The following is a 17,230-nucleotide window of genomic DNA, read 5'->3' as shown; positions in this document are numbered from 1 at the left end:
ACATGGTGAAGCATCATTTGTTTTGGCCACTAATTTTTTTAGGTGCATTATTAGTTTTTAACTTTATTTACTCTCCTGATTTCTTTGCGATCAAAATGCGGGACGGACACCTATACGGCAGTCTAATTGATATCTTAAACTTTGGCTCTCCACTAATGATTGTATCCATTGGTATGACACTCGTCATTGCAGCTACGAAAGGGGTCGATCTTTCCGTTGGTTCGGTCGTAGCGATTTCAGGAGCGATAGCGTGCCTGATGATCAGTAATGGAGATGGCAGCTTAGTGAATGTTATTATTTCAGTAGGGACTGCGTTGTTGGTATCACTTGTTCTAGGTATATGGAATGGTTTCCTAGTTGCCAATATTGGCATGCAGCCGATTATCGCGACGCTAATCTTAATGGTTTCTGGACGCGGCGTATCGCAATTAATAACGAGTGGTCAAATTATAACGATTTCGAACCCTCATTATAAGTTCATTGGCGCAGGATCACTATTGACGCTTCCATTTTCTATCTTCATCGTAGCGATCGTATTCCTTATTGCCTATCTCCTAACAAGAAAGACAGCACTCGGTTTATTTATTGAATCTGTTGGTTGTAAGCCAACAGCAAGTAAGCTTGCCGGAGTGAAATCGAAGACGGTTATGTTCTTCGTATATATGTTTTGTAGCTTATGCGCAGCAATTGCAGGGCTGATTCTAAGTTCGAATGTCTCAAGCGCAGATGGCAACAATGCTGGATTATGGTATGAACTCGATGCGATCCTAGCTGTCGTTATTGGTGGAACCGCACTAACAGGTGGACGCTTTTACTTAGCTGGCACATTAGTTGGCGCATTGATTATTCAAACCTTAACAACGACGATTTATATGATTGGTGTACCACCTGAAATAACGCTAGTGGTAAAAGCATTCGTTGTTCTAATTGTATGTTTAATTCAATCGGAATCTTTCCGTAAATCGATTGCCTTCCGTTGGAAAACGCGCCATTATCCGGCTGAGAGGGAGGTCAAACAACATGCTTAAGAAACAGCATATTCCGATCATTGTGACCATGGGATTATTTGTGCTTATGTTCGCTATTGGTTCTTTCCGTTATACAGGATTCTTTTCTTTACAAGTACTGATGAATTTGCTAATTGATAATGCCTTTTTATTAATAACAGCTGTTGGAATGACATTTGTCATCGTATCAGGTGGTATTGATTTATCGGTCGGCTCTGTTATTGCCTTAACGACGATGATCTCGGCGAGTTTAGTCCAAGCTGGTTGGCCACCTGGCCTCGTCATACCGATGGTATTGTTAATCGGAGCTCTATTTGGTTGGGGCATGGGAGCCATCATTCATTACTTCAAGATTGAACCCTTCATCGTTACCTTATCCGGGATGTTCCTTGCTAGGGGATTGTGCTACATCATAAGTATTAATACCATTACCATCGATAATGGCTTTTACACAAGTGTGGCTCAAACGAAGATTAGCTTACCTGGTGGTAACTTTGTCTCGATTAGTGTCATCATTGCCTTGTTGGTTGTATTTTTAGGCTTCTATATTGCACATTACACACGTTTTGGCAGAAATACGTATGCATTGGGTGGAAGTGAGCAATCTTCCATATTGATGGGCTTACCGGTCGGACGCACCAAAATGCTCATTTATGCTTTCAGTGGATTCTGCTCCGCACTAGCAGGTGTAGTCTTTACCTTCTACATGCTTTCAGGTTATGGCTTGCACGCGATGGGGATGGAATTAGATGCTATCGCTGCGGTTGTCATCGGGGGCACACTTCTCACCGGAGGCGTTGGATACATTGTAGGAACTTTCTTTGGTGTCATGATTCAAGGTGTTATACAAACGATTATTAGCTTCGAAGGGACATTAAGTTCTTGGTGGACGAAAATTGTTATCGGTATTCTATTGTTCATGTTTATTATCTTACAACGTTTGCTAAGTCAACGGCGCTGGGCACAACGTAGGTAAAAATTGAGGGAAGGGCATTAATTGACAGGTTTTGTCGACTAGTGCCCTTTTTCATATGTTCACAGGGGGAACTTATATGCCAAATATTACAAACATTGCGCGGATGCTTTTTCAACGACCTAGTCGGTCGATCGGTACTAGACTTTTCCTCATCTTTTTTTGTTCTTTAGGTGTCTCGGTTATAGGTATGGGGTTATTTTCTTCCCGTATTGCTGAAAACGCAATCATTGATCAAATGAAAAAAAGCTCGCAGGATTTAGTTACAACTGCGGGGGAGAAATTAGACATGAAGCAGCAGTTTTACATAGATTTATCGAATCAACTCATTAGTGATAGCACATTTACTAAAAATTTATTTCAAATTTCTAACGCTGGTATTGGAAAAGCTGAACTGGAACGAAGAGCTTCCGAAATGAGAGATGTATTCGATCAGTTAGCATTATCGGATCAGAGCATTCGGGATATCACACTGATTCCCATTCAAACGTCCCTTGATATGATAAGTACACAGCGAGAAGGGGTGAGTCCAGATCTAAGAACGGTTAGTTGGATTCAAACGATTCTTAGTGCGAACGGTAAACCCGTCTGGATGCCTGTTGAAGAAAAAGGGTACTTAGGAGATTCACCCAAACCGCTCTTTGCTTACGGGAGATTGTTAGGTAAAAATAATGTAGGCTCTGAGGATTTTATCTTAATCGTTCAAATAGAAGCTAAAGTTTTACAAACAATGGTCAATGCTTTTAAGCTTAGTGATGGCGCGGAAACGCTTATTACAACCCAGTCTGGGAGGGTGATTTTGAGTAATAACATGGTATCGAGCGCTCGCGATATTTCTATACCAGCTAATTCAACAGTTTCAGGGAGCTTCATAGATGAAAATATGAGTGGGGATAATAATTTACTTGCTTATCGCCAATCAACCGTTAGTAATTGGTCATTCATCGCGATTGCACCGTTGGCTGAGTTAACGAAGTCAATTAGTAAAATTCAGAAAATGACCTATTTATTTATAGGTTTGAACATTCTGATTGCTTTGATGATTGGTTTATGGATTGTATTCATGGTTGGCAAACCACTTTCACATATTGTGAAGTTAATGAGGTTAGCTGCCGATGGCAATTTAACCGGAAGACTGTCTGTTCAGAATCGGAAAGATGAGATTGGACAGGTAGAATTGGCATACGAGCAGATGATGGAGAATATTGGAGCACTTATCTTGAGCTCTAGAGAAAGTGTGATTGAAGTCACTGAATTTAGTAAGCGTATGAGCAGTGCAGCCGAAATCACCGTTATCTCTGCAAGAGAAATACACGCAGCGACAGATCAAATAGCTGGTGGTGCGATTGACTTGGCTTCAAATGCCGAGGAAAGTGCGGCGCGTATGGAACAAATGAGTACTTCTTTAACTGATGTGTTTTCACTTCAACATATAATGGCTCATTCCGCTCAAGAAGTAGAAGAGGTTTGTAGAACGGGTGGAAACTCAGTGCATGATTTATTGCGTAAAGCTGGGGATACTGAAGCTAGTTTTCGTGTTGTAGCAGGCAAAGTTAACAGTCTCCAGGCATCTGCAAGTTCTGTTCGTGCCATATTGAAAATCTTGAAAGAGATCACAAATTCAACCAAGATATTGTCACTTAATGCTTCGATCGAAGCAACCAGGGCTGGAGCATCAGGAGCTAGTTTTAAAGTCATTGCCAAGGAGATACGCCAATTGGCGGAACGATCCAATGCCTCCATTGGTCAAGTAGGACAATTTACAGATATTATTTTACAAGAGGTGGAATCTACAGTAGGGGCTATGTCCGATGCACTGCCTTTTTTTCAAGATATGAATGTGGAAGTATTTGAGGTGTTCAAATTATTTACACGAATTCAAGAAGAGATGGAGCAGTTATTAGCACGAGCTACGGATGTTACCTTGTCCTTGGATAAATTAAACGCTGTACAAACCGTACTTGGTCAGGCTATATTCGAAGTATCTGCTGTATCACAGGAGTCATCAGCTTCAACGGAGCAAGTCGCTTCACTCTGTTCAACGCAGCTAACGATCGGAGAGCAATTGTTAGAGCTCTCTACGAGATTGAATCAAATATCAGGGCAATTAGAACGACATATGTCACATTTCCACACGAAATAATCTTCAAGGGGGACTTGAATAAAATGTACAAGAGTAGACCGAAGAGTATGTTGTTAGCGCTTACTAAACTGATTGTGTCGCTAAGCATTCTAATGTGCTTCTTTGGTTGTGAGCAAGCTCAAGTAGATGAAGCAACGGGAAAGGTTGGACAAGAAAGCCATGAGGAGTCTGTAACAACGCCCACAATTAAAGAGCCAGTCTTAGGATTCTCGCAGTTAGGATCTGAAAGTGAATGGCGGCTTGCCAATACGTCATCTATTAAAAATTCTGCAGCCGAATCTGATGTCGAACTCAACTTTCAAAACGCAGAGCAATCGCAAGAAAAGCAAATAGAGGCTATCCGAGAGTTTGTCAAAGAGAAAGTGGATGTCATCGCCATTGCTCCTGTTGTAGAAACGGGATGGGAGCCTATTCTGAAAGAAGTTAAACAAGCAGGAATTCCAGTCATTATTATTGATCGGCTGGTAGATGTCACTGACCCATCGCTGTATGTGACATATATTGGTTCTGATTTTTATGAGGAAGGTCGAAAAGCAGGGAAGTACTTATTAGATAAAATCCCCAAATCGATGAAATCAGTAGGTATTGTTGAATTAAAAGGTACAGAGGGATCAACGCCATCCATTGCTCGGGGGAAGGGATTCCGTGACGTCATTTCTTCGCGTGGTGATTTGCAATTCTTGAAGAGTGAGAACGCGGATTTCACTGTTGCTAAAGGTAAAGAAGTGATGAAGAAATTTTTGCAAGAAAAAGGGAGGGAAATTCGTGTGTTATATTCCCATAACGATGATATGACCTTTGGAGCCTTAGAGGCGATAGAAGAATATGGATTAGTTCCGGGAAAGGATATTGTGGTTATCACCGTAGATGGCACGAGGAAAGCACTTGAGAAGATGAATGAGGGTAAAATTAATTTAGTGGTTGAGTGTAATCCGTTGCTGGGGCCAAATCTCATTCAAGCTGTGAAAGAAATCGTGAAAGGCAGCACATTGCCGAAACGTATTGTTACCCCTGAAAATGTATTTACACAAGTGACAGCAGAAAAAGAAATAGCATCTCGTAGTTATTAAAGGAAGAATTGGATTGAATTATAAAAGTATAATGTTTGTTATTTTATAGTAAATGTATACTTTTATATGATCCACTTATTGGTTGAATTTATATCGTATATTCATAGAAATCTTCACTTTTCGAATAAGAAATTACATTCTGAAATGATTACGTTTAAGTTAAACTAAACTTAGTAATTATCACACCACAGTATTTTTTGGTAATTACAAATTACTAAAAGGAGTGTAATCAAATGGAAGTAAAGATGGAATACGAGAGGAGTCTTAGAATGAGTAAGAAAAAAGGTATGGGGTCTGCTCAATCTTTGATCTAAACACTATTAAAAGACTTCTCCCCTTGGGGGGAGATGTTCAGTGCAGAGTACTGGCCAAAGCTGACGATGGTAGCTGTTAATGAGTGGGAACTTAGTTTCCGAAAGAATGTAAGGTTTATCTTACGAATTTTACGTATGCTTCAACAAAAATAGTTGAATAAATTAAGTATCTGTGAGTCCGGGGATGGGAAATTATGCATTCTAAGGAGATTAACATGAGAAAAGGGAAATTAACTTTCGTATTATACTTAATTGCAGTGTTGATAGTTGCTTGCTTCCCTCGAACAGGATATGCAGAAGGGGATACCGTTTTCACGCTAAGTAAAAGTATTGAAAGCGCTTCACCTGATCAAGAGTTGGAAGTTACGGTGAATGGAAACAACTTAAAAGACCTTTATGCATATGAAGTGCTGATTACATTCGATCCTGATATCGTTGAGTTGGTTAAAGGGGAATCGAAGCTGGAGGGTTTTTACATACCTCCAAAGGTAGATAACGGGCAAATGACGATAGCCTTTACACAGGTTGGGAAGAAGGCCGGAGTGCAAGGGAAATTACTCCTGAGCACCATCATCTTCAAAGGGAAGGCCCAGGGAAATGCCAATATTAAGCTGGTATCTGTGAAGGCACTGGATTCGAGTCTTGCAGCAACTGTATACAGTTATGGAACTGCCTTCGTTGATCTCCAAGGCTATGAGTGGGCAAAAACGGAGATAGAAGCGCTAGCATCTTCGGGAATCATCAAAGGAACGTCGGCTACTACCTTTAGTCCAGGGGACAATATTACTAGGGCAGACTTCATTTGCTTGCTGGTCAGAGCTTTACATCTTAATGCAGAAGTAGATGGCAATTTCAATGATGTAGAACAGTCCGACTATTATTACAAAGAGGTAGGGGTAGCCAGGAAACTTGGAATTGCTCAGGGAACGAGCGAGAGCCTGTTCGATCCGAGGCTAAGCATATCCAGACAGGATATGATGGTGGTGGCTGCACGAGCAATGAAGATTGCCGGAAAAATACTGGACGAGTCAGTTTCAGACTTAAGCAGCTTTAGTGATTCGAGTGAGGTAGCAGCTTATGCTGCAGGCCCACTGGCTCAATTGCTCAAGGAAGGAATCATTCAGGGCTACAATGGCATGATCAAGCCAAATGATACGGCGATAAGAGCAGAAGCAGCCGTTATCATACATAGGTTATTGAACATGTAGACTAAGATGGCGGCATTCCGAGACGGAATAGTCAATTGCTACCCTGTCATGGAACAAGGTGTGTGCTTTCAGGAGAAATCAAATCAATAATTAATTGAGAATTCAAATAATAAACAGGAGGTTGTTCTATGAAGAAATTGAACAAAATGCTGGGGATGACGATGGCTTTAACTCTTGCATTTACATTAAGTCCAGTTATGGAGAAGCAGGCAGCGGCTTCGACGCTCACTCCAGCGCTGGCTAAAACACCTGGTAATAACAATCCGCTATTTACGCAAAAGTTTGGTGCCGATCCCTATGCCATGGTTTATAACGGCAGAGTGTATGTCTACATGACAAATGATGTATTCGAGTACAATGCTGACGGGACAGTTAAGGATAACGGATACGGTAAGATTAATAAGATTACGGTTGTTTCGTCCGATGATATGGTGAACTGGACAGACCACGGGGAAATCCCTGTAGCAGGGCCGCAAGGTGCGGCAAAATGGGCAAACAACTCCTGGGCACCGGCGGCTGCACATAAAACGATTGATGGCAAGGAGAAGTTCTTCCTTTATTTTGCGGATAATGGAAGCGGTATTGGTGTGCTCACAGCGGATAGTCCGATCGGCCCATTTACAGATCCAATTGGAAAACAATTGGTAAGCAGAAGTACTCCTGGGGCTAGTGATGTTACATGGCTTTTTGACCCAGCGGTACTGGTTGATGACGATGGAAGCGGTTACTTGTATTTCGGCGGCGGTATTCCGGCAGGAAAAGATGCTGACCCGGGAACAGCACGTGTTGCAAAGCTTGGTGCGGATATGATTAGTTTGGATCTGAGTGTAAGCGGTGGGACTCTTGGACGTATCAATCCACCGTGGTTGTTTGAGGATTCAGGTATCCACAAATACAACGGGAAGTATTATTACTCCTATTGTACGAACTTCTCTAGCGGGCATCCATCGGATATCCCTACGGGAGCAATTGGCTATATGGTAAGTGACAACCCAATGGGGCCATTTACCTTTGTCAAAACAATACTGCCCAACCCTGCTACGTTCTTTGGTGCTGGAGGTAACAACCACCATGCGATTTTTGAATTCAACAACCAGTGGTATGTTACCTACCACGCACAGACCGTAGCAAAGGCAATGGCTGAAAGCGGTATGTATCCACAAATGGGTGGGCAACCGCATGGATACCGTAATACAAACATCAATAAGGTAAGTTTTGATGCAAACGGGGTTATTAATCCTATTACTGGCGATTACGCAGGTGTTCCGCAGCTCCAAAATTTGAATCCTTATACAAGGGTTGAGGCCGAAACAATTGGTTGGAATGGCGGAATATCCACTGAAACGACTACACAACCAGGAGGCATGGTAAGCAGTGTAAATCTGGCTGTCAGCAGCATAAATGATGGAGACTGGACTGCGGTATCCAAAGTTGATTTTGGGGCTACAGGCGCAGGAACATTCAAAGCTAATGTCGCAAGTGGTTTGGGCGGCGGAAACATTGAACTTCATCTTGACAGTGCTACTGGCACATTGATCGGGACACTTCCCATTTCCAACACAGGCGGAGACGATGTTTGGAAGACAAAAACCACGAGTGTTTCCGGTGCTACAGGTGTCCATGATGTATATATGGTATACACGGGAGCATCAACTGGTAATCTCTTCAAGGTAGATTCTTGGCAATTCGAGCAAAAGACAGCTGCTCATGATCTAGTTGCAATCAACGCATCCATTAATAAACAAAAGATTGATATTGTTTCCGGAAACAATACGGCAAACATGAAGGTTTCAGCCATATACGCAGATGGAACTAGTGCAGATGTTACTGCTCAGGCCGCCGCAACACCGGCACAAAGCGCTATTGTAAGCGTAAGCAACGGAGTTGTCACCGGAACGGGCTATGGCTCCACAAGCATTGATGTAAGCTATGGCGGAAAAACAGATACAGTTAATATGCTTGTAAAAGACTTGAACAGCGAACTGACGGTGAAGAAGATTACCATTGACAATGGTTCAGTTACGTTGGATTCTGGCAAAACTGCAACCTTTAAAGTAACAGCAGAATATGTTGACGGACACACGGAAGATGTAACCAAAACAGCAACGTATACCAATCCAAGTCCTGCTATTGCAGAAGTTGCGGGCGGTACTATAACGGCTAAAGCAAGCGGAACAGCAAATGTTACTGTAAGTTTTAAGGGAGCATTAGGCGCTGCTGTAACATCGCAAATTAGTGTAATTGTCAATACGCCTTCTGTTGTGGCCATTGAGGCAGAAACAGCAGCAGAAAACACAGTCAATGCCTATGTATATGGCACCATAAATGGTCATACTTGGTCGCTTGTTGATGGACAGTCCACGAAAGCGATGTTTTTCGGGCCTAATACGGTGTTCACTGCGTCAGGTACGGATGCAGCTTCACTTGCAGCCAATTCCAGACTTGGATATAAAGTCAACTTTCCAACTTCAGGAAACTATAATGTTTGGATACTTGTCAAGACGCTTGGCTACGATTCGGACTCCATCCACGTTGGATTAGATAATCAGTATAAATTCACGACTAACGGTATTGAGGGTCTTACACTTGGACCTCAGTATAAATGGGCGAATATCAGTGGTTCTAGCGGCGGTATGTTTGGCGGAGCTACATTGAATGTTACCGCTGGCGTACATGAATTGAACTTCTGGGGAAGAGAAGACGGCCTTGCCATTGACCGAATCTATTTAACGACAAGCAACGCTACCACAGACCCTGTCTGGCCTCAGGCACTAGTACCTACAGCTGCGATTTCAGCAGACAGCAGCGTGCAGCCTGGAAGCAGCTTTACAGTGGCTGTTAGTGCGGACAACGTGACACAAAGTGTTTATGCGCAGGACATCACCATATCTTATGACTCCAACGTATTTGACTATGTGAGTGCGGCAGGTGCCAACAACAACATTCAGATCGTGACAGAGGACAAAGCTACTGCTGGAAAAGTTAGACTCATAACCGCCAATACCGGAGTTGGGATATCTGGAGTCAGTACACCCGTGCTGAATCTATCCTTCAAGGTAAAGGCTGGTGTTCAGAATACCAGCGGAACGATTGCAGCTACACAGGCAAAGTTCGGTGTGGCTCCGGAAGGAACCGTGATTGACGCTGCTCTTGGCAGTAAGAGCATTTCAGTAGGCGCTATTGCAGTGGTTAAGACAGCGTTGACAACAGCAATTACGGATGCACAGAGCCTGTATGACGGTGCAGTCGTAGGAACAGCGGCTGGTCAATACCCACAAGCAGCCAAGGATGCGTTCGGTGCAGCCCTCACTGCAGCAAAAGCTGTAAGAGACAGCGCAAGTGCGACACAGTCCCAGGTTGACAGTGCCGTTACAGCACTGGGCAGTGCAAGCACAACTTTCAGGGCAGCAGTTATTGTAGTGGTCATAGATAAGACAGCTTTGACAACAGCTATTACGGAAGCACAGAGCCTGTATGACGGTGCAGTCGTAGGAACAGCGGCTGGTCAATACCCACAAGCAGCCAAGGATGCATTCGGTGCAGCTATCACTGCAGCAAAAGCTGTAAGAGACAGCGCAAGTGCGACACAGTCCCAGGTTGACAGTAGCGTAACAGCACTGAGCAATGCAGTTGCTGCCTTCAAGGCAACCGTAATTAAATCTGCAGACCTCAATAATGATGGAAGCATCGATGTAGGTGACCTTGCAATAGTAGCTTACAATTACGGTAAGGACTCCTATAGCACAGACTGGACAACTGCCAAGAAAGCGGATATGAACAACGATAATAAGATCGATATTTTTGATCTTGCGTATGTAGCATCCAAGATACTTCAATAAGTGACCCACACGTTCGTTGTGGTTGTATGTATCTTATTGGCTGCGTAAAAAACGGAATGCTAGACATTTAAATTAAATCTAATAAACGGGCGATGGGGGACGTTTGTCTCCCATTCGTTCCTTATAATGAGGGATCGTGAACATGAAACATAAATTTCATTTTTTCTTCCTAGCTATAATGTTCATTGCCACTGTAGTTCCATTGTCGGCAGCAGCACAAGTAGCAGATGAATTTGTATTGCGTTCTTCGGCCGCTAGCGTCGAGATAGGAGACAACGTTACGATTACCATTGCAGGCGAAGCACTTACAGACTTGTATGCTGCCGAGATGGAATTAACGTATGATGAGCAGCAACTGGCGTATACGGGCTACACAAGCAGCCTGAATAATCAAGCATACGTGCTTGAACCTAAAGTACAAGGAAACAAAATATTGCTGGTTTTTACTTTAACAGGAAACAAGTCGGGACTAACTGGGGATAAGGATTTATTTACGCTTTCGTTTAAAGCTTCCAAAGCAGGGGCAGCTTCCGTTTCCCTAAGTTCTTTGACAACTATCAATAGTCAGTTGGGAAAAACGAACGGGAAGATGGGTAACGGAATTACATTGTCGGTTAATAATTCGAACTCTGGAACTGATCCCGGCACTGGTCCGGGCACTAATCCTGGCTCTGGTCCTGGCTCCAACTCTGGTTCCCAAGGGGCAGAAAATCCGTCATCGCCGGGCACCTTAGGTACATCTGTTTTGTTACTGGAAACAATGACTGTTAATAATGGTGTTGCTTCTATTGATGTTGGGTCAAAAGCTCTTCTTGAAGCGGGCAAAAATTCCAAAGATGAATCGGTAACGATTAAAGTCAACTCAGGTTCTGACGTTAAGGAACTCCAATTGAATCTGCCGGCGATGCAGCTCCAACAGCTCCGTTCAGAATCGGGTGACGTCAAGACGCTAAGGGTTGAGACGGGGCTTGCTACAGTTTCCATTAATCCAAATGTTCTTGATGCAAGGACCCTGTCGGATACATCTAATTTGCAACTAAGTATTGCAAAGGTAGACCCTGCCAACCTTTCGCAGGATATCAGAGAAGAAGTCGGAAGTTCGGTTGTGTACGATTTTAATTTAAGTTTAGATGGTAGTAAAATCACAAAATTTAACAAGAAAAGTGTCCTAGTAGAAGTACCGTATACATTGGCACCTAATGAAAAGCCGAATCAAGTAGTCATCTACTATATAACGGAAGATGGTAAATTGGAAATTGTCAGGAATGGGAAATACAATATCGAAACAGGCAAAGTTCAGTTTCAACCTACGCACTTCAGCAAGTATACGGCTAACCATGTTCAGGTTTCCTTTAGCGACATGAATGAATATTCATGGGCAAATGAGGGTGTTCTTGGCTTAGCAGCTCGTGAAGTAGTAAGCGGTAGAAGTGAGGGTAATTTTATTCCGGCTGGGGAGGTAACAAGAGCAGAGTTCGTTAAGATGTTGATTCAACTCTTCGATCTAGCAGATTCTACTGCAACTGCAGCCTTCACAGATATTGAGGCGGGTGCATGGTACTACAATTCCATAGCCTCAGCACAGAAGATCGGCCTCGTTCAAGGCAAAGATGACGGCAGCTTCGGTGTGAACGACCAGATCAGTCGTGAAGATATGGCGGTGCTTATTTATCGGGCCTCCAAGATTATTAGTTCTACGATTGTACAAGCAAATGGTGCAGCCTCAAATTTCCTTGATGGGAATCAAATCTCTACATACGCCAAGGATGCTGTTTGGGCTGCAAAACAGGCAGGTTTAATGGATGGAGTGTCAGAGGGATATTTCGATCCGAAAGGAAAATCGACAAGAACACAAGCTGCTACGGTCATCTACAGACTCTATCTAGAATTGAAATGAAATTAATTCAAACAGGCATTTGGCAATTATGTAAGTAGTAAAAAATCCTTGTTAAGATAGTAATGGGTCCATGATGCTTACAAGCAACTGGGCCCATAGCTTTGTAAGGTACAAGAATCATTTTAGTGAAGGGAAGAGATAAATGGAAAACGGATGGGTTGACTCAAGAGCTGCTTTAAAAGTTTCTCTCTGTCTTAGTCTGATAGTATCATCCATGCTTAGTTTTCATAAGAGTACTCATGCTGCATCCATTCCAACGGTTAATATAGATTATAATATTGAAAAGCAGGAAATCGACGGCTTTGGTGCATCCAACGCTTGGTCGACAGGGATTGTACAAAATCTTGCAAACCCGCCACAGAAGGAAATACTGGATGCGCTTTTTAGTACATCTACTGGCGCAGGGCTTAGCATGGTAAGAAACCGGCTTCCTTATGACATCGTATCGGAATCAGGGACATGGAATTGGAATAATTGGGATATTAATGGTACAACCTGGCTTTTTAATAAAATAAAAACGGATTATAACGTAACCAAATTTTTCACTACTCCCTGGACGCCTCCGCCGTTTATGAAGACTGGCAGCACAGGAACAAACGGAGAGATCGGTGGTAAGCTCAGAACTGATAAATATCAGGCATATGCTGATTTCTTAGCTGACTATGTGACTGGATTTAAGACCAATAAGGGAATAGATATCTCAGCTGTATCAATACAAAATGAGCCAAACTGGGCACCGAATTATGAATCTAGCAGTTGGTCAGCGGATGATTTTCATAACTTTGTAAAGGGCTATCTCAAACCTACTTTTGCACAAAAAGGTGTGACTGCGAAGCTTATTATGCCAGAGGGGTTAAATTTTAGTGAAGATCTGGCTGTTCCAACATTGAATGATGCCGATAGCAGGGATCGCGTAGACATCGTTGGTGTACACCAGTATGCTGTAAATCAACAAGATCCAAATCTTGGGGCAAAGTGGTTGACGCAAACGAAGCTTTATAATAAAAAATTATGGGTGACCGAAGCATCTGTAGGTGAACCCAATGATCCAACCATTAATGATGGTATCTATTGGGCAAAAATGATCCATAAGGATATGACGGTAGCTGAAGTAAATGCGTTTAACTATTGGTGGCTTTGGAATAACACGAAAGACAGTGTAAATTCGGTTGGAGATAAAGGCGCACTTATTACATTTCATACGGATGATAATGGTTCTGTCAAAAGTTATGACCTGAATAAAAGATTGTATACACTTGGTCAATTCAGCAGATTTGTCAGACCTGGTTATAAAAGAGTCAATTCGGATGTATCTCCGGCAACAGGCATATATACAACAGCATATAAAGACCCTTCCAATGGAAAGTTAGTTATTACAGCTATAAATGAAAATGACAATGACACTCCTTTAACTTTCAATGTAAATGGTAAAACTGTAAAATCGTTTACTACGTATAGAACTTCTTCTAGTGAGAATATTGCAAATTTAGGAGATACCACTGTAAATGGAAGCTCACTTCAAGCTGCGCTTAAGGGGAAAAGTGTTACAACTTTCTATGCGGACGTTTATACACCGATTGCCAAGAACCCAATCATATGGGCGGATGTACCGGATGTTGATGTTATCCGGGTCAATGATACTTATTATATGACCAGCACTACCATGCACGTGAACCCTGGCGTTCCTATTATGAAGTCCAAGGACCTCGTAAATTGGGAAATCGTCAATTATGTCTATGATATACTCGCGTCGACGGATAAACAAACGCTTTCAAATGGGCAAAACATATATGGAAAAGGCTCATGGGCAAGCAGTCTAAGATACAATAATGGCAAGTTTTATGTGGTATTTGCCTCCAATGATACGGGGAAAACGTATATCTTTCAAACCACCGACATCGAAAAGGGCCCATGGGAAAAGTATGAGCTTGCTGGTGGCGTTTATCATGACATGTCCTTGCTGTTTGATGATGACGGGCGTGTATATCTGGTTTATGGCGGTGGAGCCATTAAGATTATTGAGCTTACTTCAGATGCCACAGCGATCAAAGCAGGCGGAATGAATAAAACAATCATTCAAAATGCTAGTGCTCCCGGAGGCTCTGGCGGTCTTGGAGCTGAAGGCTCACACATTCAAAAAATTAATGGTAAATATTATATCTTTAATATCTCATGGCCAACAGGGAGCATTCGTACTGAATTAGTCCACAGGGCTGATACGATAGATGGCACCTATGAAGGAAAGATTGCTTTAAGATCGGGCAGCACCTCCAACAGTGCGGGTATAGCACAAGGGGGAATTGTTCAAGCCGTTGACGGAAAATGGTACGGAATGCTGTTCCAGGATTATGGATCCGTAGGACGTATACCTTACATTGTAGCGATGACATGGAGTCAGGATGGATGGCCTGTATTCGGGGATGTCAATGACACGGGGATTCCTGCTGTACTGTCAAGATCCTGGGTTTCATCAGATAACTTCGATCAGGGAACAGTGAAAGTTGGAGCTTATCATACAGAAGTAGCAGGCGGAGAAAATGACTACAATGGATCCAATCTTGCACTTGTATGGCAGTGGAACCATAATCCTGACAATAGATTCTGGTCTCTTACCGACCGACCGGGGTATCTAAGACTCACTACCGGAAGAACGAGCACTAGTATTCTTGATGCCAGAAATACGCTTACACAAAGAACCTTCGGACCTGAAAGTTCAGGAACAATTGCTATCGATGTTAGCCATATGAAAGACGGGGATTATGCGGGAATTTCCGCCTTCCAACAGAACTACGGGTTTGTCGGTGTTAAAATGTCCGGCACTACAAAATCGGTTGTTATGGTGAATGGAAGTTCAGGGTCAGCAGTGGAAATAGCAAGTGTCCCTCTCACTCAAAACACTGTTTATTTAAGGAGCGAGTTGGACTTTAAGAATAGGACAGATAAAGCAAAGTTTTATTACAGTCTTGACGGTGAGCGTTGGGCATCCATAGGAAACACACTTCAAATGTCATATACACTACCGCATTTTATGGGCTACCGTTTTGCCTTATTCAATTATTCAACAAAGACAACAGGTGGTTACGTTGACTTCGACTCATTTAAATTAGATGACAAGTTGGTTGGATCTAACTTTGATACGAATTTGAAGTCCCTCCAGCTGAACGGTGCACAAGTGAATGGGTTCAGTCCAAGTACATACACCTATTCCCTAGATGTTCCTGTAGGATCAGCTCCGCCGCAAGTTACTGCGGTTTCAAATGATCCTGGCGCGAGTGTTACGATTACACAAGCATCGGCGGTACCAGGAAAGGCCACGGTGACGGTAAGCAGGGAAGGCTTACAAGCTACGGTATATACCATTAATTTTAATACACCAGCCATCGTGGCCGTTGAGGCAGAAGCAGCAGCAGCAAACTCAGCCAATGCCTATGTATTTGGCACCGCAAATGGCCATACCTGGTCGCTTGTTGACGGATTGTCCACGAAAGCTATGCAATTTAGTCCCGATGATGGTACTGCTGTCACACCAGGTACTGACGCTGCCAGCCTAGCTGCTGGTTCCCGACTGAATTACAAGATCAACTTTACAACGGCAGGAACCTACTATGTCTGGATACTTGCCAAGAGTCATAGTTTCCAAACGGACTCCGTCCACGTTGGATTGGATAATACGTATAAATTCACTTCCAACGGTATTCAGAACGTGAGTAACAGTCAGTTTAAATGGGTCAATCTCAGTAATGGAGGTACACTTGTAACTGGTGGCACTCCATTGAATATTACTGCTGGTGCCCATGAATTGAACTTATGGGGAAGGGAATCTGGCTTAATCATAGACCGGATATATGTAACCACCAGCGATGCAACCACAGATCCTGTTTGGCCTCAGCCGCTTGTACCTGCAGCTGCCATTTCAGCAGCTAGCAGTGTGAACCCTGGAAGCAGCTTCACAGTGGCTGTTAGCCTGAACAACGTGACTCAAAATGTGTATGCCCAGGATATTACCTTGTCTTATGATTCCAGCGTATTTGACTATGTGAGTGCGGCAAGTGCAAGCAATAACATTCAGCTCGTGACGGAGGATAAATCCACTGCCGGGAAAGTGAGACTCATCACCGCTAATACGGGGGGAGGGATATCTGGAGCCAGTACGCCGGTTCTGAGTCTAATCTTCAAGGTAAAGGGCGGTGTTCAGAATACCAGTGGAACGATTGCAGCTACCCAGGCAAAGCTTGGTGTGGCTCCAGAGGGAACCGTGGTTCAAGCGGAGCTTGGCAGTAAGAGCATTTCAGTAGGAGCTATTGTAGCGGTTGTTGATAAGACAGCGTTGACAACAGCCATTACGAGTGCACAGAGCTTGTATGATACAGCAGTCGTTGGTACAGCGGCAGGTCAATACCCGCAGGCAGCCAAAGATGCATTCGGTGTTGCCCTCAATGCAGCGAAAGCTGTCAAGGACAACCAAAGTGCGACACAATCCCAGGTTGACAATGCTGTAACAGCACTAGGCAGTGCAGTAGATACCTTCAAGGCGCAAGTTAATAAGTCGGCAGACATCAACAAGGATGGAAGCATCAATGTAGGTGATCTTGCGATGGTAGCTTACCATTACGGTAAGAATTCCAATAGCACAGACTGGGCGACAGCCAAGATTGCTGATATGAACAACGATAATAAGATCGATATTATGGATCTTGCGTTTATTGCATCCAAGATATTCGAATAAATACTGAATGCCAGTAATGCCCTATCCCGATAGAAATCTTCATAGGGATAGGG

At 43.2% G+C, this 17,230-nt stretch carries 8 protein-coding genes; all 8 read left to right on the top strand.

Annotated elements, in window-relative coordinates:
* Positions 1-2 precede the first annotated feature (2 nt).
* The gene (locus L6I86_RS02215) at positions 3-1,028 is read left to right on the top strand and encodes an ABC transporter permease (protein WP_236284280.1); all 1,026 of its coding nucleotides are present in this window, start codon (positions 3-5) and stop codon (positions 1,026-1,028) included.
* Positions 1,021-1,983: a galactofuranose ABC transporter, permease protein YjfF gene (gene yjfF, locus L6I86_RS02210; protein WP_236284279.1), complete on the top strand. Its 963-nt coding sequence runs from the start codon at positions 1,021-1,023 to the stop codon at positions 1,981-1,983. Before L6I86_RS02215 ends, yjfF begins: the two co-directional genes overlap by 8 nt.
* Positions 1,984-2,059: 76 nt before the next feature.
* Positions 2,060-4,123: a methyl-accepting chemotaxis protein gene (locus L6I86_RS02205; protein WP_236284278.1), complete on the top strand. Its 2,064-nt coding sequence runs from the start codon at positions 2,060-2,062 to the stop codon at positions 4,121-4,123.
* 47 nt (positions 4,124-4,170) lie between these two features.
* Complete coding sequence (locus tag L6I86_RS02200) at positions 4,171-5,193, top strand: ABC transporter substrate-binding protein (RefSeq protein WP_236284277.1); 1,023 nt, start codon at positions 4,171-4,173, stop codon at positions 5,191-5,193.
* A 529-nt stretch (positions 5,194-5,722) separates the two neighbouring features.
* A complete protein-coding gene (locus L6I86_RS02195; protein ID WP_236284276.1) occupies positions 5,723-6,715 on the top strand; it encodes an S-layer homology domain-containing protein in 993 nt (330 codons plus the stop codon).
* A 128-nt stretch (positions 6,716-6,843) separates the two neighbouring features.
* On the top strand, positions 6,844-10,554 hold the full coding sequence (locus tag L6I86_RS35610) for a carbohydrate-binding protein (protein ID WP_276574786.1): 3,711 nt from the start codon (positions 6,844-6,846) through the stop codon (positions 10,552-10,554).
* Between the two features lie 142 nt (positions 10,555-10,696).
* Complete coding sequence (locus L6I86_RS02180) at positions 10,697-12,451, top strand: S-layer homology domain-containing protein (RefSeq protein ID WP_236284275.1); 1,755 nt, start codon at positions 10,697-10,699, stop codon at positions 12,449-12,451.
* Positions 12,452-12,665: 214 nt separating this feature from the next.
* Positions 12,666-17,177, top strand: a complete 4,512-nt coding sequence (locus L6I86_RS02175) for a family 43 glycosylhydrolase (protein WP_236284274.1) — start codon at positions 12,666-12,668, stop codon at positions 17,175-17,177.
* Positions 17,178-17,230 lie beyond the last annotated feature (53 nt).

Source organism: Paenibacillus allorhizoplanae (assembly GCF_927798215.1).
GTDB lineage: Bacteria > Bacillota > Bacilli > Paenibacillales > NBRC-103111 > Paenibacillus_E > Paenibacillus_E allorhizoplanae.
This window is presented reverse-complemented; position numbering and strand designations above follow the sequence as displayed.